At 67.4% G+C, this 23,631-nt stretch carries 26 protein-coding genes; 16 read left to right on the plus strand and 10 right to left on the minus strand.

What is annotated here, in order from left to right; genetic code table 11:
- Window positions 1–44 precede the first annotated feature (44 nt).
- The 4 genes from V6K52_RS05975 to V6K52_RS05990 form a co-directional block, all read right to left on the minus strand.
- Window positions 45–1,190: an Mrp/NBP35 family ATP-binding protein gene (locus V6K52_RS05975; RefSeq protein WP_353952970.1), complete on the minus strand. Its 1,146-nt coding sequence runs from the start codon at window positions 1,188–1,190 to the stop codon at window positions 45–47.
- A 9-nt stretch (window positions 1,191–1,199) separates the two neighbouring features.
- On the minus strand, window positions 1,200–1,784 hold the full coding sequence (locus tag V6K52_RS05980; protein ID WP_353952971.1) for a DUF1003 domain-containing protein: 585 nt from the start codon (window positions 1,782–1,784) through the stop codon (window positions 1,200–1,202).
- Window positions 1,777–3,057 carry a CBS domain-containing protein gene (locus V6K52_RS05985; protein ID WP_353952972.1) on the minus strand — a complete coding sequence of 427 codons (1,281 nt, stop codon included), beginning with the start codon at window positions 3,055–3,057 and terminating at the stop codon, window positions 1,777–1,779. Before V6K52_RS05985 ends, V6K52_RS05980 begins: the two co-directional genes overlap by 8 nt.
- An 83-nt stretch (window positions 3,058–3,140) precedes the next feature.
- Entirely contained in the window at window positions 3,141–3,671 is a 531-nt protein-coding gene (locus V6K52_RS05990) for a hypothetical protein (RefSeq protein ID WP_353952973.1), read from the minus strand.
- Window positions 3,672–3,725: 54 nt separating this feature from the next.
- On the opposite strand from V6K52_RS05990, the gene V6K52_RS05995 reads away from it, so the two are divergent.
- The 3 genes from V6K52_RS05995 (at window position 3,726) to V6K52_RS06005 (ending at window position 6,502) form a co-directional block, all read left to right on the plus strand.
- Window positions 3,726–4,826 carry a CoA ester lyase gene (locus V6K52_RS05995; RefSeq protein WP_353952974.1) on the plus strand — a complete coding sequence of 367 codons (1,101 nt, stop codon included), beginning with the start codon at window positions 3,726–3,728 and terminating at the stop codon, window positions 4,824–4,826.
- Window positions 4,826–5,695, plus strand: a complete 870-nt coding sequence (locus V6K52_RS06000; RefSeq protein ID WP_353952975.1) for a CoA ester lyase — start codon at window positions 4,826–4,828, stop codon at window positions 5,693–5,695. Before V6K52_RS05995 ends, V6K52_RS06000 begins: the two co-directional genes overlap by 1 nt.
- Window positions 5,696–5,845: 150 nt before the next feature.
- Window positions 5,846–6,502: a L,D-transpeptidase family protein gene (locus tag V6K52_RS06005; protein ID WP_353952976.1), complete on the plus strand. Its 657-nt coding sequence runs from the start codon at window positions 5,846–5,848 to the stop codon at window positions 6,500–6,502.
- Between the two features lie 363 nt (window positions 6,503–6,865).
- On the opposite strand, the gene V6K52_RS06010 is transcribed toward V6K52_RS06005, so the two are convergent.
- Entirely contained in the window at window positions 6,866–7,717 is an 852-nt protein-coding gene (locus tag V6K52_RS06010; protein ID WP_353952977.1) for an RIO1 family regulatory kinase/ATPase, read from the minus strand.
- 559 nt (window positions 7,718–8,276) lie between these two features.
- Between V6K52_RS06010 and V6K52_RS06015 the strand changes: the two genes are divergently transcribed.
- The gene (locus tag V6K52_RS06015; RefSeq protein WP_353952978.1) at window positions 8,277–9,491 is read left to right on the plus strand and encodes an acyl-CoA dehydrogenase family protein; all 1,215 of its coding nucleotides are present in this window, start codon (window positions 8,277–8,279) and stop codon (window positions 9,489–9,491) included.
- Here the strand turns inward: V6K52_RS06015 and V6K52_RS06020 are convergent.
- Together V6K52_RS06020 and V6K52_RS06025 are read right to left on the minus strand one after the other, a co-directional pair.
- Window positions 9,481–9,813 (minus strand): hypothetical protein, encoded by a 333-nt coding sequence (locus tag V6K52_RS06020; RefSeq protein ID WP_353952979.1) that lies wholly within the window; start codon window positions 9,811–9,813, stop codon window positions 9,481–9,483. The genes V6K52_RS06015 and V6K52_RS06020 overlap by 11 nt on opposite strands.
- A 167-nt stretch (window positions 9,814–9,980) precedes the next feature.
- Window positions 9,981–10,451 (minus strand): hypothetical protein, encoded by a 471-nt coding sequence (locus tag V6K52_RS06025; protein WP_353952980.1) that lies wholly within the window; start codon window positions 10,449–10,451, stop codon window positions 9,981–9,983.
- Window positions 10,452–10,530: 79 nt separating this feature from the next.
- On the opposite strand from V6K52_RS06025, the gene V6K52_RS06030 reads away from it, so the two are divergent.
- Both V6K52_RS06030 and V6K52_RS06035 read left to right on the plus strand, forming a co-directional pair.
- Window positions 10,531–11,115 (plus strand): general stress protein, encoded by a 585-nt coding sequence (locus V6K52_RS06030; RefSeq protein WP_353952981.1) that lies wholly within the window; start codon window positions 10,531–10,533, stop codon window positions 11,113–11,115.
- A gap of 36 nt (window positions 11,116–11,151) precedes the next feature.
- Window positions 11,152–11,898 (plus strand): PIG-L deacetylase family protein, encoded by a 747-nt coding sequence (locus V6K52_RS06035; protein ID WP_353952982.1) that lies wholly within the window; start codon window positions 11,152–11,154, stop codon window positions 11,896–11,898.
- Between the two features lie 12 nt (window positions 11,899–11,910).
- Here the strand turns inward: V6K52_RS06035 and V6K52_RS06040 are convergent, their stop codons facing one another.
- Entirely contained in the window at window positions 11,911–13,404 is a 1,494-nt protein-coding gene (locus tag V6K52_RS06040; RefSeq protein WP_353952983.1) for an aminopeptidase P family protein, read from the minus strand.
- A gap of 18 nt (window positions 13,405–13,422) precedes the next feature.
- On the opposite strand from V6K52_RS06040, the gene V6K52_RS06045 reads away from it, so the two are divergent.
- The 4 genes from V6K52_RS06045 to V6K52_RS06060 all read left to right on the plus strand — a co-directional run bounded on the left by V6K52_RS06045 (window position 13,423) and on the right by V6K52_RS06060 (window position 16,673).
- Complete coding sequence (locus V6K52_RS06045; protein WP_353952984.1) at window positions 13,423–14,460, plus strand: DUF2332 domain-containing protein; 1,038 nt, start codon at window positions 13,423–13,425, stop codon at window positions 14,458–14,460.
- Window positions 14,461–14,746: 286 nt separating this feature from the next.
- Window positions 14,747–15,505: a serine hydrolase gene (locus V6K52_RS06050; RefSeq protein ID WP_353952985.1), complete on the plus strand. Its 759-nt coding sequence runs from the start codon at window positions 14,747–14,749 to the stop codon at window positions 15,503–15,505.
- Window positions 15,506–15,605: 100 nt separating this feature from the next.
- Entirely contained in the window at window positions 15,606–16,160 is a 555-nt protein-coding gene (locus V6K52_RS06055) for a MaoC family dehydratase (protein WP_353952986.1), read from the plus strand.
- 108 nt (window positions 16,161–16,268) lie between these two features.
- Window positions 16,269–16,673, plus strand: coding sequence for a VOC family protein (locus tag V6K52_RS06060; RefSeq protein WP_353952987.1), 405 nt, complete (start codon window positions 16,269–16,271; stop codon window positions 16,671–16,673).
- A gap of 18 nt (window positions 16,674–16,691) precedes the next feature.
- Here the strand turns inward: V6K52_RS06060 and V6K52_RS06065 are convergent, their stop codons facing one another.
- The gene (locus V6K52_RS06065; protein ID WP_353952988.1) at window positions 16,692–17,699 is read right to left on the minus strand and encodes a hypothetical protein; all 1,008 of its coding nucleotides are present in this window, start codon (window positions 17,697–17,699) and stop codon (window positions 16,692–16,694) included.
- Entirely contained in the window at window positions 17,692–18,189 is a 498-nt protein-coding gene (locus tag V6K52_RS06070; protein ID WP_353952989.1) for a SigE family RNA polymerase sigma factor, read from the minus strand. Before V6K52_RS06070 ends, V6K52_RS06065 begins: the two co-directional genes overlap by 8 nt.
- Window positions 18,190–18,324: 135 nt before the next feature.
- On the opposite strand from V6K52_RS06070, the gene V6K52_RS06075 reads away from it, so the two are divergent.
- From V6K52_RS06075 to V6K52_RS06100, 6 genes are all read left to right on the plus strand, one after another.
- Entirely contained in the window at window positions 18,325–19,170 is an 846-nt protein-coding gene (locus V6K52_RS06075) for a PHP domain-containing protein (protein WP_353952990.1), read from the plus strand.
- The gene (gene purU / locus V6K52_RS06080) at window positions 19,167–20,075 is read left to right on the plus strand and encodes a formyltetrahydrofolate deformylase (RefSeq protein WP_353952991.1); all 909 of its coding nucleotides are present in this window, start codon (window positions 19,167–19,169) and stop codon (window positions 20,073–20,075) included. The genes V6K52_RS06075 and purU overlap by 4 nt, the downstream gene beginning before the upstream one ends.
- A gap of 60 nt (window positions 20,076–20,135) precedes the next feature.
- Entirely contained in the window at window positions 20,136–21,029 is an 894-nt protein-coding gene (locus V6K52_RS06085) for a PD-(D/E)XK nuclease family protein (protein WP_353952992.1), read from the plus strand.
- 65 nt (window positions 21,030–21,094) lie between these two features.
- On the plus strand, window positions 21,095–21,532 hold the full coding sequence (locus V6K52_RS06090) for a VOC family protein (RefSeq protein ID WP_353952993.1): 438 nt from the start codon (window positions 21,095–21,097) through the stop codon (window positions 21,530–21,532).
- Between the two features lie 78 nt (window positions 21,533–21,610).
- Window positions 21,611–22,393 carry a ParA family protein gene (locus V6K52_RS06095; protein WP_353952994.1) on the plus strand — a complete coding sequence of 261 codons (783 nt, stop codon included), beginning with the start codon at window positions 21,611–21,613 and terminating at the stop codon, window positions 22,391–22,393.
- A 67-nt stretch (window positions 22,394–22,460) separates the two neighbouring features.
- Entirely contained in the window at window positions 22,461–23,525 is a 1,065-nt protein-coding gene (locus tag V6K52_RS06100; RefSeq protein ID WP_353952995.1) for an NAD(P)-dependent alcohol dehydrogenase, read from the plus strand.
- Window positions 23,526–23,631 lie beyond the last annotated feature (106 nt).

Genomic DNA, 23,631 nt, shown 5'->3' on the forward strand with positions numbered 1-23,631 from the left:
AATCCAGGTCGTCGAAGAACGCTGGCGACGAAGGTGGTTCGGCGTCAGCGACCCGAGGGCGTGAGGCCGAGGGACCGGCCGGCCAAGCCGCGGGAACGGGTGCCGAGCTCGCGGGCGATGCCGCGCAAGGCCACGGCCGCCGGAGAGTTTGAGTCGCCGAGGACGATCGGGGTGCCCTGGTCGGAGCCGATGCGCAGCGCCGTGTCGAGCGGGATCTGACCGAGCAGCGGCACCGGCGCGCCGATGCTGCGGGTGAGCGAGTCCGCGACCGCCTGGCCGCCGCCAGAGCCGAAGATCTCTTGACGCGAACCGTCGGGCAACTCGAGCCACGACATGTTCTCGATGACACCAGCGACGCGTTGGTGGGTCTGGATCGCAATCGCTCCGGCGCGTTCAGCGACCTCGGCAGCGGCCTGCTGCGGCGTGGTCACGACGAGGATCTCGGCGCCGGGGATGAGCTGGGCGACCGAGATCGCGATGTCACCGGTGCCCGGCGGCAGGTCGAGGAGGAGGACGTCGAGGTCGCCCCAGAAGACATCGGCGAGGAACTGCTGGAGGGCCCGGTGGAGCATCGGCCCACGCCACACCACGGGCTGGTTGCCGGGCACGAACATGCCGATCGAGATGACCTTCACCTCGTGGGCAATGGGCGGCAGGATCATCTCGTCGACCTGGGTGGGTCGCTGCTCGACGCCGAGCATGCGCGGGATGGAGAAGCCATAGATGTCTGCGTCCACCACACCGACCTTGAGTCCCTGTTGGGCCAGGGAGGCTGCGAGGTTGGCCGTGATCGACGACTTGCCGACCCCGCCCTTGCCGGATGCCACGGCATAGACCCGGGTGAGGCTGCCGGGCTTGGCGAAGGGGATCTCCTTCTCGGCCGCACCGCCGCGCAGGTTGGTGCGGAGCTCGGCTCGCTGTTCCTCCGACATGACCCCGAGGGTGACGTCGACCGCGGTCACCCCGGCCACCTTGAGCAGAGCGTTGGTCGTGTCGTTGGTGAGCGTCTCCTTGAGCGGGCAGCCCGCGATCGTCAGGAGGATCGTCACGGCGACGCGACCGGTGTCGTCACACTCCACGGCTTCGACCATGCCGAGCTCAGTGATCGGCTTGCGGATCTCAGGGTCGTTGACGGTGGCGAGGGCGGCGCGCAGCGCCTCGTCGCTCACAAGTGCAGCGGTGACAGGCATTGCTCCATGCTAGGTCGAGCGCTGCGATCTGCCCTCATCGGTCCGGCGCTTGGGGGTGTCTGACGCGTCACGCTTCTTGGGCTTCGCGGGGCGGCCGATCACAAGCCCTCGCTCCTCCATCTCGTCGAGGAGGTCACGCAGCTCACCGCGCACGAAGTCACGGGTCGCGGAGTCGCGCATCGCGATGCGCAGCGCGGCCACCTCGCGGGTGAGGAACTCGGTGTCGGCGAGGTTGCGTTCGTCGCGGTTGCGGTCCTGCTCGAGCATGACGCGGTCACGGTCGGCCTGTCGGTTCTGCGCGAGCAGGATGAGCGGTGCGGCATACGAGGCCTGCAGGCTGAGCATGAGCGTGAGAAAGATGAAGGGGTAGTTGTCGAAGCGCCAGTCCTTCGGCGCGGCCAGGTTCCACACGACCCACACGAGCACGAAGAAGGTCATCCCGATGAGGAAGTAGGCCGTCCCCATGTAGCGGGCGAACTTCTCGGAGAGGACGCCGAAGGCCTCGGAGGTGAGGGCTTCCGGGCGGGTGAGGAACTGGCGGCGCTTCTCGCGGGGCTGGTCGAGGCGGGGGGCGCGGTCACGACGCTCAGCCATGTGACGTCACCTCGTGCCGGTCCTCGCGCCAGTCGTCGGGCAGCAGGTGGTCGAGGACGTCGTCCACGGTGACGGCTCCGACGAGCAGGCCGTTCTCGTCCACCACGGGCAACGCGATGAGGTCGTAGGTCGCGAGGAGGCGAGTCACCTGACCGACGGTCGCGTCGGTCGTGACCGGCTCGACGTCCTTGTCGAGGATCGTGCCGACGGAGGCGTGCGGTGGCTCACGCAACAGTCGCTGAATGTGGACCATGCCGAGGAACTTCCCGGTGGGCGTCTCGAGTGGAGGGCGACAGACGAAGACGGTGCACGCCATCGTCGTTGACAGTTCCTGGCGCCGGACCACGGCGAGCGCCTCGGCGATCGATGCGTCCGGGCCAAGGATGACCGGCTCGGTCGTCATGAGCCCACCCGCGGTGTTCTCGTCATAGGTGAGCAGGCGTCGCAGGTCAGCGGCCTCGTCGGGCTCCATGAGCTGGAGAAGTACTTCCTGGCGCTCCGTGGGCAGCTCTGCGAGGAGGTCGGCGGCGTCGTCGGGCTCCATGGCCTCGAGGACGTCGGCGATGCGGTCGTTGCTGAGGCCCGAGATGAGCTCGACCTGCTCGTCCTCGGGCAACTCCTCGAGAACGTCGGCGAGCTGGTCGTCGGCGAGGGCGGCCGCGACCTCGGCCCGGCGCTTCAAGGGCAGGTCGTGGATGGCCTCGGCGAGGTCGGCCGGCTTGAGGTCCTCGTAGTGCTCGAGCAGCCGGGCGGCGCTCTGCTCGTCGGAGGTGTCACGCAGTCCGGTGACATCCTCCACCGGCACGACGAACGTCTCACCGCGTCGTCGCCCGAGCCGCGAGAGCGAACTGCGGTTGGAGGTGCGACGGACGAAGACACGCGTCACCGACCAGCTGCGCGCGTGGTTCTGCTCGAGACCGATGTCCTCGACGGATGCTTCAACGTCTTCGCCGTGCTCGTCGCGAACCCGCACGTTGCGCTCAATGAGTTCGGCGAGGACGAGCGTCTCGTTGGGGCGCTGCTCGAACCGCCGCATGTTGACGAGGCCGGTCGTGATGACCTGGCCACCGTCGACGGAGGTCACGCGCGTCATGGGAAGGAAGACCCGGCGGCGGCCGGGCACCTCGACGACGAGGCCGATGACTCGCGGTCTGGCCCGCTGCACACTGAAGGTCAGGACGACGTCCCGAACGCGACCGACCGGGTCGCCCAAGGGGTCGAACACGGCCAGCTCGGCCAGACGGCCAACGAAGACGCGGGTGCTCGTGCTCACGACTGACAGGTTAGTCGCGTCCACCCCTCACCAGAGCCACGGTCGCGTCAGCGCGCCGTTGCCCCAACACCACAGGTGCAGAGTCAGCCGCGTCCGCGCCAGTGCCACGGGCGCCAGCGTGCCGTCGCGCCGCGCGCAGGGGCGACGGTCACGCGACCGGAGTCGGCGGCATACCCTCCTGGCCCTTCATCGGGTATGCCGTGCGGCGTGAGGACGTGGATCGTCGCACCTTCGCGCCACCGGGCAAGGACGTCGCCGGTCGCGTTGAGCCGGTTGGCACGCAGGACTTCGGCGGGACCGTCCCACTCAGGTGTCGTCGGGTCGATGGCCCGCGCGGTCGCCTTGAGCCGCAGGAGGCGAGCGCCGGTGTCCTTGCTGCGCAGGATGACCGTCACCTCGTCGGGGAGCTGCGGCAGGGTCTGCTCGCCGGAGCCGGAGACGACGTATACCGCAGGGCCGGCGCCGCGCGGGTCCTCGTCGTCGTGCCACACGAACCACACGGCGTGGGTGCCGCCGTCCGGGACCTCGATCCACAGCACGCCGGACTTGGTCGCGGCCTCGGCGAGCAGGCGTGTGACATTGATGGAGGACGAGGCGTTCGGCGAGCCGCTCACGGCGTGAACTGTCTCATAACGCCCTGCCCGTGCGCACTGCTAGCGTCCGGCAACATGCGCTCACCCAAGGACTTCTTTGGCCCCCTCGCGGTTGGTGCCCCGGCACCCGTTCGTGAGGTCCCGGCCCTCCCCAGTCGGATGATCCACTTCTTTGACCCCAGCAACGAGAAGATGGCCGCCAAGGTCCCCGGGATGGTCGGCACGGTCGACGTGCTCCTCGGCAACCTCGAGGATGCCGTCAAGGCCGATCGCAAGGAAGCCGCTCGTCAGGGCCTGGTCGACATCGCGAAGGTGACCGACTTCGGTGACAGCACCCAACTCTGGACGCGCATCAACAGCCTCGACAGTCCGTGGGTGCTCGACGACCTCGTCACCCTCGTCACCGAGATCGGCGACAAGCTCGACGTCATCATGGTGCCCAAGGTGCAGGGGCCCGAGGACATCCACTACGTGGACCGGATCCTTGCGCAGCTCGAGGCCCGCGCCGGTCTGAAGCGCCCGATCCTCGTCCACGCGATCCTCGAGACGGCTCGCGGCATGGCCAACGTCGAGGAGATCGCCGGTGCGTCACCGCGCATGCAGGGCATCAGCCTGGGCCCGGCCGACCTCGCCGCAGACCGCCGGATGAAGACCACGCGGGTCGGTGGCGGACACCCCGGCTACCTCGTTCGTCAGGACCCGGCCAAGGACCTTGGCGAGGGCGTTGACCCGATCACCGCGGAGCGCACGACCTACCAGCAGGACCTCTGGCACTACACGATCGCCCGCATGGTTGATGCCTGTGCGATGCACGGGATCTTCCCCTACTACGGCCCCTTCGGTGACATCAAGGACGTCGTCGCGTGTGAGGACCAGTTCCGCAATGCCTTCCTGCTCGGCTGCGTCGGTACGTGGACCCTGCACCCCGTCCAGATCGACATCGCCAAGCGCGTCTTCAGCCCGTCGGCAGAGGACGTCGCCCACGCGCGGCGCGTCAAGGACGCCATGGGCGACGGCACCGGCGCGGTCATGCTCGACGGCAAGATGGAGGACGACGCCTCGCTCAAGCAGTGCCTCGTCATCCTCGAGCTCGCCGAGCGCCTTGGCGCGGGTGACCCCGAACTGGCTTCCCTGTATGCCTTGGACGCACCGTCCGTGGAAGGTGAGGGTTCCTGATGGGCGAGCAGGCGGCATACACGCCTCGTCGATCGGTGCTCTACATGCCGAGTTCGAACGAGCGCGCGCTCGAGAAGGCCAAGTCGCTGCCCGTCGACGGGCTCATCCTCGACCTTGAGGACGCCGTCGGTCCCGACCACAAGGACGCGGCGCGCGACAACGCCTGTGCCGCAGCGGCGTCGGGGGACTACGGCCAGCGTGAGGTGACGATCCGGATCAACGGCATCGGCACCCAGTGGCACGAGGCCGACCTTGCGGCGGCCGCTGCTGCGGGACCCGCCGGCGTGGTCGTGCCCAAGGTCGGTTCGGCCGACGAGGTGCGTTCGCTCGTGGCCGGCCTCGAGGCGGCAGGCGCTCCCGAGCACACCAAGCTCTGGGCGATGATCGAGACGCCCGAGGCTGTCTTCAACGTCCGTGAGATTGCCGCAGCCTCACCGCGGCTCGCGGTTCTCGTCATGGGAACCAACGACCTCGTCAAGGAGCTGCACGCCGACCATGTCCCGGGTCGTGGGCCGCTCCTCACCTCGCTGCAGCTGTCGTTGCTGGCCGCGCGCGAGTCAGGCATTGCCATCCTCGACGGCGTCTACAACGACGTGAAGAACGCTGAGGGCTTCGAGGCAGAGTGCCTTCAGGGCCGCGACTTCGGCTTCGACGGCAAGACCCTGATCCACCCGGGCCAGGTCGAACCGTGTAACGCCATCTTCGCTCCGAGCGAGGACGCCGTGGCTGACGCTCGCGGCATTCTCGAGGCGTGGGAGGCGGGCGCCGGGAGTGGCGTTGTCACGCACAACGGCCGGATGGTCGAGAACCTCCATGTCGACATTGCGCGTCGGATCCTGACTATTCACGACGTGATCTCCAGCCGCTAGGGTTCGCTCAGAAGTTCATTGCTTGCCCACGCAACCTGGGAGCGCTCTGGCGCGTCTGTACGGATACATGGGGAACACCAGACGAAGGGCAGGGGCGTCATCGACACCAACGGACACGGGATCAGCCGCAGAGCGGCTGTCGCGGCCGCCGTGGGAGCAGGTGCTTTCGGGGTCGCGGGCATCGTGGCCTCGCCGGCACACGCGGCCACTCGGACACTCGAGCGGGGCCACACGGGCGCGGATGTCCTGGCACTGCAGAAGCGTCTGACCCTGCTCAAGTACTGGTGTGGGACACCCGATGGGAAGTTCGGGCACCTGACCCAACAGGCGGTCTGGGCGCTCCAGAAGGTCGGCGGGGTCAGCCGCACCGGCAAGGTCGGGGCCGTCGAACGCAGCCTGCTCAGCCGAGGCACCCGCACGCAGCCTCGTTCGACGAGCGGGAACGTGCTCGAGGTCGACATCAAGCGGCAGTTGCTCTTTGTCATCAACAATGGCGCGCTGCTCTACACGCTCAACACCAGCACCGGGAGTGGTGAGCGCTACTACTCGGGTGGCTCCTGGAAGACCGCTCGCACGCCCACCGGTAGCTACTCGATCTGGTACCGGTGGCCCAACGGCTGGCAGAACGGGTCGCTCGGCGCCATGTGGCGTCCCACCTACTGGAAGGGCGACTACGCGATCCACGGATCTCAGTCCATCCCGCCCTACCCCGCGTCGCACGGATGCTGCCGGGTCAGCACTGCGGCCCAGGACCTGCTGTGGGCTCAGGGTCGGGTCGCCATCGGTCGCAGGGTCTGGGTCTACTGACTCTCGCGTTCTCTGCGCGTGAACGCACCTGCTCTCGGCTCGCTGATGGTCAGCGAGCCGAGAGCATCTCTGTCTAGCGTCGGTGGCGTTTTCGATCGGCACCTGGCTTAACCGGTGCAATCTTCGGTGGTGCCGGGGCACCACCCCCTCACCTCGAGGTCCGGGACGGCGGGTTTGTCCGGGGCGGCTATGCGCCAGCACCACTGTGGTGCAGCGGTTCCAACGACGTGGTGATCCTCGAGATGGAGCAGATGGGTCGCACCGTCGAGTTGCGCGGCGAGCCCGACCTCGGTTGAGACAACCTCCGTTGCGTCTGCGTCAATGGTGGCCAGAACCACCGAATCCGCAGACGCAACGACGGCGTCACCAGCTGTTTCCCGCCGCCAGGGCAGCCGCATCCCCGAAGAGCAGATCTGCATCGACGTCGAGGCCGCGCCGTGTGAACCAGTCGCACATCGTGCGGATGTCACGCTCGAGGAACTCGAACCCGTGTGGGTTGCCGACGACGTCCACGATCTGCGGCCAGTCGATGACGACGAGGCGGTCCTCATGGACGAGGACGTTGTAGGGCGAGAGGTCGCCGTGTGCCCAACCCTCCTCGGCGAGCGTCAGCACCACACCACGGAACTCCTCGAACAGCTGGCCCAGGAGTTTCGGCGACGGTTTGGTCTGGACAAGCCGTGGGGCCGCGGTGCGACCGTCGCCGATGAACTCCATGAGCATCTCGGCCTCGTTCAACTGCACGGGGTAGGGCACCGGGAGTCCGAGCTCCCAGAGTCGACCCAGTGCATCGAACTCGGCCGCCGCCCACTGGCCCGCGATCATCGCGCGCCCGAACTCGGTGCGACGAGCCATCGCTCGCATCTCGCGGCTCTTGCGGACGCGACGGCCCTCGAGGTAGCCGCTGTCACGGTGGAAGAGCCGGTTCTCGCTTCCGCGATACCGCTTCGCAGCCAGGATGGACTGGGTGGGCGGTTCGGCAGATCCGTCGGGCACCCAACGGCGGAGGAGGTGGACATCGGCCTCTTTGCCGGTCTTGAGGACGCCGAGGTCCTCCTCGACGGCGCCGAGGGCGGTGATGACCCAGTCGGGTCGGGGCGTGGGGCCGTGCATTGCGCCGTCCCAGGAGGACCAGCGCTCTCCCTCGGGCGGGGCGTCGGGGGAGCTGTCAGCGGCGAAGAGGGGTGATTCGGTGGAACTGTTGTGCAAAGACATGGTGGGACTCCGTGTGAAGAAGGTGCAGGGCGCGGGAACGGCCCAGGACAGTCGTGGACATGTCGTGCCTCCTTGGAGTCAAAGCAGGGCATGGGGTATGCCGTGCGGTTGACACTCAGCGTGGCACCCTGCCGCTCCCCGCGCCACCGACTTTTTTTGCGCAATCCGTCGTCACTCGCTGCGCTCCCTCCGACGTCTTCTGCAAAAAGTCGGCCTGAGGACGCTCCTGGAAACCCAGCCGACGCGACCGGCTCGGCGAGCGCGGGCCAGGCGATCCGACAGTCGCGCGCGGATCGTCACGCGCACAGGGTCGAAGCAGTCCACTTGCGCGGACGACATACCGGCGGACTATCAGCCTGGGTCGGGCAGTGGCCCACTGAGCGTGAGTCGGCTCCCTACACCGATGAGGTGATAGTCCGCCGGTCGACCGGCGAAATCCGGGCTGCCCCGCAGGAGTTGTGAGGTGGGGGGACTCACACAGTCAGGCGGTGGGCCGGGAGGTGAGCGGACGGCATACTCAAATGGTCTTCCACACCCACGACGAAGGTGGCTCACACGCATGTCCCGGCTCCAGCGCACTGAAGGTCTCAGCGACGAGCAGAGCGAGCTCATCAAGCTCGTGCGGCAGTTCGTCGAGGAGCAGATCATCCCGGTCGCGCAGCAGCTCGAGCACGCGGACGAGTACCCCACCGAGATCGTCGAGGGCATGAAGGAGATGGGGATCTTCGGGCTGATGATCCCCGAGGAGTACGGCGGTCTCGGTGAGTCGCTGCTGACCTACGCGCTGTGCGTCGAGGAGATCGCGCGCGGCTGGATGTCGGTCTCCGGCATCATCAACACGCACTTCATCGTGGCCTACATGCTGTTGCAGCACGGCACCGAGGAGCAGAAGCAGCGCTACCTCCCGCGGATGGCGGCCGGCGAGGTCCGTGGCGCGTTCTCGATGTCCGAGCCGGGGCTGGGCTCCGACGTCGCGGCGATCAAGTCCAAGGCGATCGCCGGCGAGGGCGAGGGCGGCGACCAGAAGTGGACCGTCAACGCGCAGAAGATGTGGCTGACCAACGGTGGTTCGTCCAACCTCGTCGCGGTGCTCGTGAAGACCGATCTCGGTGAGTCCGACTCTCCTTACAAGAACATGACGACGTTCCTCGTCGAGAAGGAGCCCGGCTTCGGGCAGACCGCTCCCGGTGTCACGATCCCCGGCAAGATCGAAAAGATGGGCTACAAGGGCGTCGACACAACCGAATTGGTCCTCGAGAACTACGAGACCACGTCCGCGCAGATCCTCGGTGGGGCGCCCGGCAAGGGTTTCTACCAGATGATGGATGGCGTCGAGGTCGGCCGCGTCAACGTGGCTGCCCGCGCCTGCGGCCTGGCCCGTCGCGCCTTCGAGCTCGGCATCACCTACGCACAACAGCGGGAGACCTTCGGCAAGCAGATCGCGCAGCACCAGGCGATCATGTTCCGCCTCGCTGACATGGCGACCAAGGTCGAGGCCGGCCACCAGATGATGGTCAAGGCCGCTCGCCTCAAGGACTCGGGGCAGCGCAACGACCTCGAGGCCGGCATGGCCAAATATCTCGCCGCCGAGTACTGCGCCGACGTCGTCCAGCAGTCGTTCCGCATTCACGGCGGCTACGGCTACTCCAAGGAGTACGAGATCGAGCGCCTCTACCGCGAGGCGCCGATGCTGCTCATCGGTGAGGGCACCGCCGAGATCCAGAAGATGATCATCGGCCGCCGGCTCCTGGAGGAGTACGCGCTCAAGCGCTGAGTTGTCGGCGGAGGTTCTGCCACAGCAGGTAGCAACCCGCCGAGAAGAAGATCAGGGCAAACACCGGGGCCAGGTACACGAGTTGCTGGGTTCTCCGCGTTCCTTCGAGGATCGCTGGCTCCGCCCAGCGTGACCCGGCGACGGCGGTGCACCCAGCCGCCGCCGCGACGAGGCAGAGCCCAGCCAGGAGCCCGCCAGGGATGACGTGTCCCCCCAGGGCTGCTGTGGGAACGCAGAGCGCTCCGACGGCAACGAGGAAAAGCGCTGCTCCCCACGCAAAGAGCGGAGTGTTCCCGACGATCGCGTACGGCAGGTGCAGCATGGCGAAGCCTGCGCACATGACCGACCCGAAAATGGCCGCGCGTCGGGACACCTTCCGTTCGCGCCGATCAAGCCACCAGCGAGAGCGGACTTCCTCCTTCGACCGGACGTGCCTCCCCATGGAGCGATTGTGCTCGATCCGTCCGGCTCGGGCCTCCTTTTGCCGTCTCACGAGTCTTCGGCGTGCCGCGCTTCGTGGTCCGTCGGCTCGATCCTGCGAAAGCTCAAGCGCAGCAGATAGCCGCCCGCCGCCAGGAAGGCCAGAGCGAGGACGGGTGCTGTGCTGCGCATAATCTGGCCACGGCGGCCGTCGAAGATGAACGCGTTGGGCTCAAACCGTGCGGCAAACACCACAGCGGCGCCTGATGCGGCGAAGAGCAGCAGCCCCATCGCCAGGGTCCGGACTCCGGGGGGCCGGCGTCGGCCGAGCACAGCGGTCGGCAGGAAGACCACCGCCCCGCCGAGGAACATCAGGAACGCGCCGCTCTCCGCGATCGGGTCGTCGGAACTGAAGAGCGACGACGCTGAGATCACGGCAGAGACCCCGCAGACGAGGACCGCCAGGATGGCGGTCCACTGCGGGACGCCCCATTCCCCGCTGCCGATCCACACGCCCTCGTGGCGCGTCCGCTTCCCCATGTGGACATCATGCCGTTTTCGGGTATGCCGGTCGGTCACCTCCCAGCCACCGTCCAGTTCCGAGTGGGAGACTGAGCGCATGAGCACCCAACCGACGCGCGGCCTCGGGCCCGCGGCCGCTGCACGGATCTTGTCCCTCGAGTACCCGATGTCCCTCGGCGTCCATGAGACGTACGCCTCGGCACAGAAGGTCGTGGACTACCTGTCCGACCACGAGTTCCCAGTCGAGAACGTCCTCATTGTCGGCACTGACCTCAAGCAGCTGGAGCGTGTGACGGGTCGGCTGACCCGCAGTCGCATCCTTCTGGGCGGAGTGCTGTCCGGGGCCTGGCTCGGTCTCCTCATCGGGCTGATCTTCGCGCTGTTCGACACGAGTGGGTTCTCGTGGCCGTCGGTGGTCGCAACCGTGCTCTTCGGTGCCGTCTTCGGTGCCGTGTGGGCGCTCGTCGGCTACTCGGTCACCGGCGGTCAGCGTGACTTCACCTCCGTGACCCAGGTCGTGGCGACGAAGTACGAAGTCCTCACCGAGCACAAGCACGCGGCCCGAGGTCGTGAGCTCATCGCGGAGATGGACCCGATGGCTGCGGCGCAGGCCGAGGCGCAGCGCGCCCAGGAGGCTGCTCGTCGTAACGCCGAGGCGCAGCGGCCGGCTTCCACGAACTGAGGTGAGCGGGTGCCGGTCGAGGTCTAACCTGACGGCATGGTCGCGCCCTCGAACGCCCCGCTGGAACCGCTGATCGAGGACTTCTCCTCGGTCCTGTGCGTCGTCGCCCACCCCGACGACATCGAGTACGGCACGGCTGCGGCGGTGGCCCGCTGGACCGAGGCCGGCAAGACGGTCACCTATTTCCTGCTCACGCGCGGCGAGGCCGGGATCGACACGATGTCCCCGGCGGAGGCAGGTCCAGCACGTGAGGCCGAGGAGCGCGCGAGTGCGGCCGTGGTCGGAGTGACCGAGGTCGACTTCGGCGACCACAAAGACGGGAACGTCGAGTACTCCCTTGGCCTCCGTCGCGACATCGCCCGCGAGATCCGACGCAGGAAGCCCGAGTTCGTGATCACCGGTGACTACGGCAATCGATTCGTCGCCGGCATGCTCAACCAGGCCGACCACCGTGCCGTCGGGTTGGCGTGCGCCGATGCCGTCGCGGACGCCGGCAACCGCTGGATCTTTCCCGAACTCGTCGAGGAGGGTTTCGAGCCGTGGAACGTCGGGGTGCTCGCCTTCATGGGCACACCAACCCCGACCCACTACGTCGATGTCGGCGACAAGGTGGCCGTGGCGATCGCTTCGCTCGAGGAGCATGCGGCATACAACTCAGCCTTGCCGGACGACTTCCCGAAGCCAGACCAGCTCGTGCCGATGATCCTCGAGATGGGCGCACAGGCGGCACAGGCCGATGGCGTCACGCACGCCCTCGCCCTCGACGTCGTCAACCGCCGCTGAACGACCTGCGGGTCAGGCGTTCTCTTCGCGGACGTCCGCGATCCACGCCTCGACATCGGCGCTCGTGCGCGGCATCGCGGCCGACAGGTTCTCGTTGCCGTCGGCGGTGATGACGATGTCGTCCTCGATGCGCACACCGATGCCGCGGAACCGCTCGGGCACCTTGAGGTCGTCGGCCTTGAAGTAGAGGCCCGGCTCGACTGTGACCACCATGCCCGGCGCGAGCTCGGCGTCCATGTATTCGGTGCGCGTGGCCAAGGCGCAGTCATGCACATCGATGCCGAGGTGGTGCGAGGTGCCGTGCACCATCCAACGGCGGTGGTACTGACCGTGTTCGGTGTCGAGAGTGTCGTCGACGCTCACCCCGTCCGGCAGCAGCCCCCACGCATGCAGGTGCTCGGCGATGACCCGGATCGCGGCCGCGTGGATGTCTGAGAACTTCGCCCCGGGCTTGGCCGCAGCCATCCCGGCCTCCTGTGCGGCATACACGGCGTCGTAGATCTCGCGCTGTGCGTCCGTGAAGGTGCCGCTCACCGGGAGGGTGCGGGTGATGTCGGCGGTGTAGAGCGAGTCGACCTCGACGCCGGCGTCCAGCAGGACGAGGTCGCCCTCGGCGAGGTCGCCGGTGTTCTTGATCCAGTGCAGCGTGTTGGCGTGGTCGCCGGACGCGACGATCGAGTCGTAGCCGACCCCGTTGCCCTGGTGGCGGGCGTGCAGGCCGAAGACGCCCTCGATCCAGCGCTCACCTCGACCGAGTTCGACGGCTGTGGCGAGCTCGGCGATGACGGCCTCGAAGCCGACGTGCGTGCCAGCGACGGCCTCCCGCATCTGCTCGATCTCGAACTCGTCCTTGGTGAGGCGGAGAACCGAGAGCGCGTGGGCGAGGGAGTCGTCGTGCTCGACGAGAGTCTCCTCGTTCGCTCCGTTCTCGACGCGGGAGGCGTCGAGCGTGCGTGTGAGGTCGCGGTCGGCGTCGCGGACGAGCCGGATGCTGATCTCGCCGGCATCCTTGGCCGCAGCGGCCTCGAACTCGTCGATGTGGCGGGCGGTCACGCCAAGCTCGAGCTCGATGTCGGCCAGGCTGGGGCGCGCACCCACCCAGAATTCGCCGTAGCGGGCGTCAGCGAAGAAGTCGTCGCTGTCGCGCTCACCGAGCGGGCGGAAGTAGAGGACAGCCTCGTGGCCGTCGTCGGTCGGCTCGAGCACGAGCACGGCGTCGGGCTCACGGTCGGCACCGAGCCCCGTGAGGTGCGCGAAGGCGCTGTGGGGGCGGAAGACGTAGTCGGTGTCGTTGCTGCGCACCTTGAGGCCGCCCGCGGGGACGATGAGTCGCTGCTTGGGGAAGGCGGCGCTCACGAGCGTGCGGCGAGCCGCGGCATACTCCGCCGAAGGCGCCTGACCCATCGACTGGGGTCGGCGATCGGCCCAGTCCTCACGGACGAAGCTGCGGAACTCCTCGGTCGTCGGGCGGGCACGGTTCTCGGCTTGCTTCTGCTCTTCGCTCACCCGCCTATGGTGGCACGCGTGAGTGCCTACGACGGAGCCACCTTGGGTGAGCGCATGGGGAGCCACTTCGGTGGGAGCACGGAGCATCTCTATGGCGTGCTCGTGCGTGACCTCGCGGCCGACTGGGAGCGGCGAGGGGTGGTGCGCGACATCCTCGCCGGGCGCGAGGACGCATCGCCGGGCGACATGGTGCAGCTGCGGTTGCTCGCGGGCATCCACCGGATCGTCCTGCGTGGGGATGCGCCCGAACTCGCGACGTTCTATCCGTCCGTGGGTGGAACAGCCGACCGATATGCCGTGTGGCCAACTCTCGCCTCCGTCCTTCGTGAGCACGTGGCCGAGTTGCGAGCCGCGCTCGATGTCGCACCCCAGACCAACGAGGTGGGACGCTCTGTCGCGCTGCTCGCCGGCTTGTCAGAAGCGGTGCGACGCAGAGGAATTCGTCAGGTGCGTTTGCTCGAGCCCGGTGCGTCTGCGGGTCTGAACCTTCTTGTCGACCGGTTCCGCTTTGAGGGTGACGGCTGGTCCGCCGGGCCTCGCGATGCGCCTCTCGTGCTGACGGGCTGTGCCGCACCGGGATTCGCGCCAGAGCACTTCGAGGTTGTCGAGCGGCGGGGCTGCGACCTCGAGCCGTTCGATGCCGCGACTGCGCAAGGCGAGGCGCATCTGCGCTCGTTCATCTGGCCGCACATGCCCGAACGCGACGGTCGGCTCGTCGCCGCCCTGGCGACCTTGCGCGAGCATCCGGTGGTCATCGACCGGGCTCCTGCGGCGGAATGGGTTCGCGACCAGCTCGCAAGCACGGCGCCCGACGGTGTGCTCACGGTCGTGTGGCACTCGATCACCCGTCAGTACTGGCCAACAGCCGAGTACGTCGCGATGCTCTCCGCGATCGACGACGCCAGGTCGCGAATGCCGCTGGTCCGGGTGGCCCTCGAGGATCCGCACCCGCTGCCGGCCGCTGGCACCTGGCGACCGCAGATCGAGGTCGATGACGACGTCATCGGTCACTGCACCCACCACGGCCCACCCCTGGACCTGTCGCTCGCCACCTGACCGAGTTCCTGCGTGAACCAGGACGTCAAAGCGCCTCTTCGGACCGAAGCGGCTCGAGAGTGGACACTCGTGCCGGCGGGAAAGCGTCACACGACGCACCATGTGTGGCGGTCCTGCCCCTACTCTTGCAAGCATGCCTGGCTCGTCGTCGGTTGCACGACGCACATTCGTCAGCTCCACGCTCGGGTTCGTGGGAGCTGGGTTTCTGGTGGGCGAGCCTCCGCGCACTGACCGTGCTGTGGCTGCCCCGGCTACCACGGGTGCCAGGGTTGCCCCCGCTCCGACTGTGACTGCGACGCGTTCGGGCAAGGTGACCAGAGTTGATCGGGTCGCACTCACGGCGCGCCTCGATGCGTATCGCACCACTCGTGGCGGAACCATGGGTCTCGTGGTGCACGACCTGCGCGTCGGGCGAGCATTCTCGTGGCGGGCGTTCACCAACGAGTCGCTCAGCACGATCAAGGTGGTCATCCTGATCGCCTGCCTCAAGAAGTGTCAGGACACGGGCACACAGCTGAGCACGACCCGCCGCGCCCAGGCTGCTCGGATGATTCAGTCGAGCGACAACGCCGCCACCGACTCCCTCCTTGCCTGGGTCGGCACACCTGCCGTCCAACGCGCGGCAGGTCTGCTCGGGATGACCAACACCGTGGTTCGCGGTGGCTCCGCTGGTGGGTGGTGGGGCTACAGCACCACGACGGCGGCCGATCTCGTGATCGTCCTCAACGCGCTCGCCTCGGGAACGACGGTGATCGACGCGGGCAACCGCGCCTACATCCGCTCCCTCATGGCCGGGGTGGTGACGTCGCAGAGGTGGGGTGTGTCCGACCCTCCGCTCCCTGCCAGTCTCAACACCGAGACCAAGAATGGTTGGGGCCCATTGACCGGTGGCTACCGCCTCAACTCGATGGGGCGCGTGACCGGAGCGGGACGCGACTACACGATGGCCATTCTCACGCGCAGCCCTCAGGGCTTCACTTATGGCAAGACGACGGTCAACGGGCTCTCCACGATCGTGTATCAGGCGCTCACTCGACCCCTCTGACCACTTCCTGGGTGCTGGCATCTGGTGTGACCAGATGCTGTGAGGGATCGCACGCGGGATATGTGCTGTGTCGCGGCGAAGGTCAGGCAAGGATGGCGCCATGCAATTCGGACGCAGCTATGAAGAGTTCGAGGTCGGAGCGACCTACAAGCACTGGCCCGGGAAGACGGTCACCGAGTTCGACGACCACATGTTCTGCCTGTTGACCATGAACCACCACCCGCTGCACCTCGACACAAACTACGCGTCCGAGACCACGCAGTTCGGCAAGAACGTCGTGGTCGGCAACTACGTCTATTCGATCCTGCTCGGCATGAGCGTCCCGGACATCTCCGGCAAGGCGATCGCGAACCTCGAGATCGAGTCTCTGCGCCACGTCGCACCGACGTTCCACGGCGACACCCTCTATGGCGAGACCAAGGTTCTCGACAAGTGCGAGTCCACCTCCAAGGACGACCGTGGCGTCGTCTATGTCGAGACCATCGGCTACAACCAGGACGGCAAGGTCGTCTGCATCTTCCGGCGCAAGGTCATGGTCCCCAAGGACAACTACCTCGAGTCCCGTGGCGGCGAGCAGCCGGGGCGTCCGGTGCCTCAGCCGGACAAGAACTGGGCCGGTCCTGACGCGGTCGAGGAGAAGCCCGCCGAGGGCTGAGTCTCCCTCTCTCGCAGCGCAAGCGGACGGCATACCCCAAAGGATTGGGTATGCCACCCGCTCTATTTCAGTGGCCCGGTCACCTTCGTGAGTGCAAGGGTGACTGGCATGACTTCACGGATCTCGCACACGACGGTCGACTCACACGACGCGCACGCCCAATCCCACTGGTGGAGTGAGGTGCTCGGCTGGTCGCAGGACCCAAAGGATCCGAACCTGCCGGGTCACGAGGAATGCATGATCTTCAGCCCGGATGGGCGCCAGCGGGTGCTGTTCATCGAGGTGCCCGAAGGCAAGACGACCAAGAACCGGCTCCACCTCGACCTCACCCCGACCGACCGCACCCGTGACGAAGAGGTCGAGCGCCTCCTCGCGCACGGGGCGACGATGCATCAGGACCTGCGCAAGCCCGATGGTGGCTGGGCGACGCTGCTCGATCCCGAGGGCAACGAGTTCTGCATCCTGCGCAGTGAGTCCGAACGACCGGACAACTACGCCCACCTCGTCGTGTGACTCACCCTCAGTGAGGTCTCACTTCACTTCGTCGGTATGCCGGGTGCCCGCCGCATCGGTCCAGTTCACCGATGCGACCGCCGGGAATGCGCTTGAGCCGGGAGCCTCGGCCGTTGCTGATGCGACAACGCCGGCCTGGCCCAGGGCGACAACTGTGGCGGCGGCCACGGTGCCGTTCTTCCATGTGAAGGAGGGATCGCGAGCGCCCACTGGAAGGACTGCCGTGGCACGCACGCTCCACGTGCCCTTGTCGTCCTGATCGCCGGTGACCACAGGGCCGGCCGCCGACAAGGGGCGCAGGGAGCTGGTGCCCTCACTGCCGAAAATGCCCAACTGGCCTTGGGTCCGATCGACGAAGGCCACATCAGTTGAGCCGGGAATCCGTCCCGACGGGATGACCACACCTGCGCCGTCACGCACAGTCGCCGTGTCATCGCGCCAGTACGTCGTGACGTAGCCGTTGATGTCATGGAAGTCCTCGTAGTCGATCGCCACGGCCTGGTAGTCGGTGCCCGGGATCGGCTGGCTGTCCATGGTCGAGCCATCTTGACCCCACACGCCGTGGGTGAGGAAGGCCGTCGCGTTGGCGGGAGCGGTGCCGACGATGACCCCGTCGCCCATGTCCCTCGGTGTGGATCCCGCGTCCTTGGGGAAGAACCAGACGGCGTTGGGGACAGGCTCCGTCGCTCCGAAGAACTTGAAACGTCCGTTCACGAGTGAGGAGAACGTGATGCTGGTCGATCCGCCCATATCAGAGGTGCCCACAGCAAACCGTCCGTCGAAGAGCTCGGCTGACGTGCGGATCGACGGTGATGGGTTGGCGGGGAGAGCGTCGTTGTCGACTCCGGTGCCCAATGCGCCGAACGCGATCGCAGCGATTCCGACGACGCCAACCAGACCAGCTGCGGTGCGGCGCAGGGTCCGGCGGCGCAGACGCCGCCGTCCACCGGCATGCACGGCGTGTTCGTCGACGGACATCGACGGGTTCGGGGGAGTGGCCAGGAGTTCCAGGATCGGGTCAGACATGACGGTCTCCTTCGGTGGCGAGAACGCTGCGCAGGCGGGCGAGGCCGCGCGAGGTCGAGGACTTGACCGTCCCCGTGCTGATGTTGAGGGCGTCGGCGACGTCTCGTTCGGAGAGATCGACGTGGTGACGCAGGACGACGCACTGCCGTTCGCGCACGGGCAACTGGGCCAGGGCTGCTGTCAGCTGGTCGGCGAGGGCGACGTTCTCAGATCGATCTGGTCGGCCGTGGTCGGGGATTTCCGCCGTTGTTGTCTCGCGCCACCGTCGGCGGTGAGAGTCGGTGTGGAGGTTGAGGAGGATGCGGCGGGCGTAGTTGTGGATTCCACCTGGCTCGATCCGTGGCCAGGCGACATAGACGCGTTCGAGGGTCTCCTGCACGAGGTCCTCGGCGGTCGACGCACCACCGGTGAGCAGCCACGCCAACTTCAATAGCCGTGGGGAGCTGGTCCGCATGAACTCGTCGAACGACCCGTCATCGCGTCTGATCACGACATCCCCCATTTCCCAACCCATCGAACCGGACGCCCTTGATACGGATGACACCCGGCAAAGGTTGTCATGTCGCGAAGCGGGGTCGGCGAGGTCGGCAAGGTCGGCGCGGTCACGCACGCTTAGGCTCGTAGCGTGAAGATCGACCTGCACGCGCACTCGACCGCGAGCGACGGGACCGAGAGTCCCGCCGAGCTCGTGGCGGCGGCCAAGGCCGCGGGTCTGACAACGCTCGCCATCACCGATCACGACACGACAGCGGGCTGGGTCGAGGCGGTTGGGGCCGCGATCCGAGAAGGCATCGAGCTCGTGCGCGGCATCGAGATCTCGTGCAGTCGCAACTACCGCAGCATCCACCTGCTGGGCTACCTGCCCGACCCGGACGACCCGCGGCTGGCCATCGAGCTGGCCCGCGCTCGCGACAGCCGCGTGAATCGCATGGATCGCATGGTTCAGCGCATGGCCGATGACGGCATACCCGTGACGGTTGAGGAGGTGCGCGCCCAGCTGGCGCCGGGGGCCACACTCGGCCGCCCGCACCTGGCTGACGCGCTGGTGGCCAGCGGCGTCGTTCCCACTCGGGACGAGGCGTTCCGTGACCTCCTGCACGACGGCAGCAAGTACTACGTCGGTCACTACGCCCCCGACCCCGTCGTGGCGATCGAGCTCGTGCGCGCAGCCGGGGGAGTGCCGGTGCTCGCCCACCCCTTCGCCATGCGCACTGGGACGATCTCGGACGGCATGGTCGAGGAGCTGGCTGACGCTGGGCTGGCCGGCCTCGAGGCCCACCACCGCGACCACGAGCCAGCAGACGTCGCGCGCGCCGTCCACCTCGCCCAACGTCATGGCCTCGTCGTCACCGGCAGCAGCGACTACCACGGGACGGGCAAGCTCAACCGGCTCGGCGAGTTCACGACCGACCCCCGTGAATGGTCCCGTATCGTCGAGCAATCCCACGGCGTGAAGGTGATCAAGCCATGATCGAAAATCATCGGACGACGCAGCCCGTTCGACCTGCTGCACCTGAGGACGAGGTCGGTGACCTCGTCCTCACCCTGTCATGCCCCGACCGTCCCGGCATCGTCGCGGCCGTGACCCAGCGCCTCTTCGAGCACCACGGCAACATCGAGGAGAGTCAGCAGTTCTCCGACCACAGGACGGGGCGCTACTTCATGCGTGTGCGGTTCGCGACGCCTCCGGACGGACTTGACCTCGAGCAATGGCGTGCCGAGATCGGTTCTGTGGCAACCGAATTCGACATGACGTGGGAACTCAGACCGGCACTCACGGCATACCGGACGCTGGTGATGGTGAGCCGATTCGGCCATGTCCTCAACGACCTCCTCTTCCGCTGGAAGTCCGGACAGGTCAACGCCGACATCGTTGCCATCGTCAGCAACCACGCCGACCTCGAGCCGATGGCGCGCTCCTACGGCATCCCCTTCCACCACATCCCGGTGACGCGCGAGACCAAGTCAGAGGCAGAGGCACAGCTGCGGGAGCTCGTCGCCGAACACGACGTCGAGCTCATCGCGCTCGCCCGCTACATGCAGGTGCTGAGCGACGACCTGTGCCGCGACCTCGGCGGCCGCGTCATCAACATCCACCACTCGTTCCTGCCGAGCTTCAAGGGCGCCAAGCCCTATCACCAGGCCTACGCGCGAGGAGTCAAGGTCATCGGGGCGACGGCGCACTACGTGACGGCCGATCTCGACGAGGGTCCGATCATCGAGCAGGACATCCACCGCGTGGACCACCGGATGGGTGCCGAGGACCTTGTCTCCGCGGGTGAAGAGGTCGAGTCCCGTGTCTTTGCGCGTGCCGTGAAGTGGCACTGCGAGAGCCGGGTCATCCTCAATGTGGACCGCACTGTCGTCTTCAGCTGAGGCCCTCGTGCCTGTGGATGGATGCGTTCTGGTGTCGGCCCGGTTGGTTAGGTTGGTCCGGTGACCGAGGTGAGTGCCGGGCGACCGGTCCAGAGCGAGTTCGCGGGCATGCCGCCGAAGCTGTATGCCGCGAGCCCCTCCCGCCTGCTCGCCCACGTGGACTGCCCGCGCCGTTATCGGATGCAGTACCTCGACAGGCCGCGGCCCGAGCAACGACCCCAGCGGGCGCACACGTCGTTCGGTCTTGCGGTTCACAGCGCCCTGCGCGACTGGTGGGACCTGCCGCGAGACCGTCGGACCGCATCCGCCGGGCGCGAGGTGGTCCGCACGTCGTGGATCGACGTCGGCTTCCGCGACCCAGAGCAGTCGGTGCTGTGGCGCAAGCGTGCGCAGGAGCATGTCGTTGCCTACCTCAGTGGAGTCGATCCTGATGATCCACCGCGGGGCATCGAACGCACGGTCTCGTTCGTGAGCGGGGCGCTGCGGGTCACAGGGCGCATCGACCGCCTCGACGACCGTGACGGCGAGCTCGTCGTCATCGACTACAAGACGAGCCAGAAGCCGCTCGGGGCCGACGACGCACGCACGTCACTGCCCATGGCCCTGTATGCCGCGGCCGTCTGGAAGATGTTCCGTCGCCCATGCCTTCGGGTCGAGCTTCACCACGTCCCGACCGGCGAGGTCATCTCGCACACCCACACACCCGAGTCGTTGACCCGCAAGGTCGACGAAGCGAAGTCGATCGCCCGCGACGCGCAGCGTGCCGACAAGGACTTCGCGGAGCGCGGCGTCGAATCGCCGCTGTTCCCACCAGTCGTGGGGCCGATCTGCACGTGGTGCGACTTCCGCGCCCACTGCCCCGAGGGCCAGGCCGCCGGACCGGAGAAGTCAGGGTGGGCGGCCCTTGAAGCGGCCGAGGCGTCCCACGTGCCACGGCCCGTCGAGGCCGACTGAGTCAGTCGCGTTCTGGGTGCCAGCGGGTCGTGCGCAGGTCGGTCCCCAGTGCAAGGGTGGGTGCCATGGAGCAGCGAGTTTCGTTCATCACCCTGGCCGTCCTGGACCTGGCCGCGTCGCACCGGTTCTATGCCGATGGGCTGGGCTGGTCGCCCGAGTTCTATGACCCGGACGAGGTGCTGATGTTTCGGGCCGGGCCACTCACCGTCCTCTCGCTGTGGGACCGAGCGCACTTCGAGGCCGAGGTCGGTGCGCCAGCCCAAGCAGGTCCGGGCGTCGTCCCGATGACATTGAGCCACAACGTTCGTGAGCGGGCAGAGGTCGACGCCGTGCTCGCCGACGCTCGCGCAGCCGGATCCCCTGATGTGTCCGAAGGCGTCGAACGCGAGTGGGGCGGCTACACCGGCTACTTCGCAGACCCCGACGGTTTCCGGTGGGAGATCGCCTGGAACCCCGGGCCGGTCGGCCAACTCGTCCTCCCACGAGTGGGCGACGCCACCTGACGGGAGCGCACGCGAAGCCGCACGGCCTGCGAGACTGGAGCGGACGGCATACCCACTCTTGTTGCAAGGACTTCCCCTGTGCCCCCACGCCAGCGCTCCTCCGGTGCCACGATCATCGCCGTCGCCAACCAGAAGGGCGGCGTCGCCAAGACGACGTCGGTTGCCTCATTGGGCGCCGCGTTCGCTGAGCTCGGCAAGCGCGTGCTGCTCGTTGACCTCGACGCCCAGGCCTGCCTGACCTTCAGCCTCGGCGTCGACCCGGACGCGGTTGAGGAGTCGGTCCACCACGTGCTTCTCGGCCAGGCCGACCTCGCTGACGTCATCGCCACCTGTGAGGACGGTGTCGACCTCGTCCCCAGCTCGATCGACCTCGCCGGCACGGAGGCTGTCCTCCTCGGGCGCCCGGCCCGCGAGTACGTCCTCCAGGGTGCGCTTCAGAAGGTGCGCAAGGACTATGACGTGATCCTGCTCGACTGCTCGCCGAGTCTCGGAGTGCTGACGCTGAATGCACTCACCGCAGCGCAAGGGCTCATCATCCCGATGCCGTGCGAGATGCTCAGCCACCGAGGCGTTGGCCAGTTGCTCGACACGGTCGCCGACGTCAAGAAGTACCTCAACAAGAAGCTCAAGGTCATCGGTATCCTCCCGACCCTGTTCGACGGGCGCAGCAATCACGCGCAGGAAGTCCTCTCCGACGTGGGCGAGCGCTACGGGCTGCCGGTCCTCTCGCCGCCGATCCCGCGCACGGTCCGCTTCGCAGAGGCACCGGCCGTTGGTCGCTCGATCCTCGCGACGTCGCGCTCGTCCAAGGGTGCGCGCGCCTACCGCGACGTCGCGAAGTCACTCGTCCCGATCCTGTAGCCCGCAGGCCTTCCGGTCCGCGTGGGCGTGGTTTCAGGGGAGGGGATCACGGGGTTACGGTGGATTCATGCCCACCACGACTTCCGCACTGTCCGTCCCGTCCGCCGGCGCTCCCTTCGAAGCCGTCGAGATCGAGCGCCGCGACCTGCGTGATGACGACGTCCGTATCGACGTCGCCTTCGCCGGGATCTGCCACAGCGACATCCACACCGTCCGCGACGAATGGGGCCCGGCGCACTACCCGATCATCACCGGACACGAGGTTGCCGGCACCGTCAGCGCCGTCGGCAGCGCCGTCACCAAGCACAAGGTCGGCGACCGCGTCGGCGTCGGCTGCCTCGTCGACTCCTGCGCCGAGTGCGAGAACTGCAAGAACAGCCAGGAGCAGTTCTGCACCAAGGGATCGGTCGGCACCTACAACGCCCAGAACTACGACGGCGAGTGGGCCGCAGGTGGCTACAGCCAGCAGATCGTCGTCACCGAGCGCATGGTCGTCCGGATCCCCGAAGGCCTCGAACTCGACGAGGCTGCGCCGCTGCTGTGTGCCGGCATCACGACCTACTCCCCGCTCAAGCGTTGGGGCTCCGGCACCGGACGCAAGGTCGCGGTCGTGGGTGTCGGCGGCCTCGGCCACATGGGCGTCAAGATCGCCAAGGCCATGGGCGCAGAGGTCTCGACCCTGTCCCGCTCCTCGGCCAAGGCCGAGGACGCCAAGGGGCTCGGCTCCAGCAACCACATCGCGACGAGCGACACTGACGCGATGAAGGCGGCCCGCGGGAGCTTCGACCTCATCCTCAACACGGTGAGCGCCGACCTCGACATGGAGACCTACCTCAAGCTCCTGCGCCCCAACGGCGCCCTGGTCAATGTGGGAATCCCGGAAAGCCCCTACTCGGTGGGTGCGTTCAACCTCATCGGCGGCAACAAGGTGCTGACCGGGAGCAACATCGGTGGGATCGCCGAGACCCAGGAGATGCTCGACTTCTGCGCCGAGCACGGCATCGGCGCGACGATCGAGACGATCGACGCGAGCGACACGGCGACGGTCGATGCGGCATACGAGCGCGTGGTTGCCGGGGACGTCCGCTACCGCGTCGTGATCGACACGAGCACGATCAGCCCCTCCGCCTGACCGTCAGGTGATGAGGGCCCTTCCCGCAGTGCGGGAAGGGCCCTCATGCGTTCGGTATGCCGTGTGCTCGGCCGCCGCGTCATCTCCGCGAGGCTGGCGCCACCTG

Source organism: Knoellia sp. S7-12, from assembly GCF_040518285.1.
In the GTDB taxonomy this organism is placed as follows: domain Bacteria; phylum Actinomycetota; class Actinomycetes; order Actinomycetales; family Dermatophilaceae; genus Knoellia.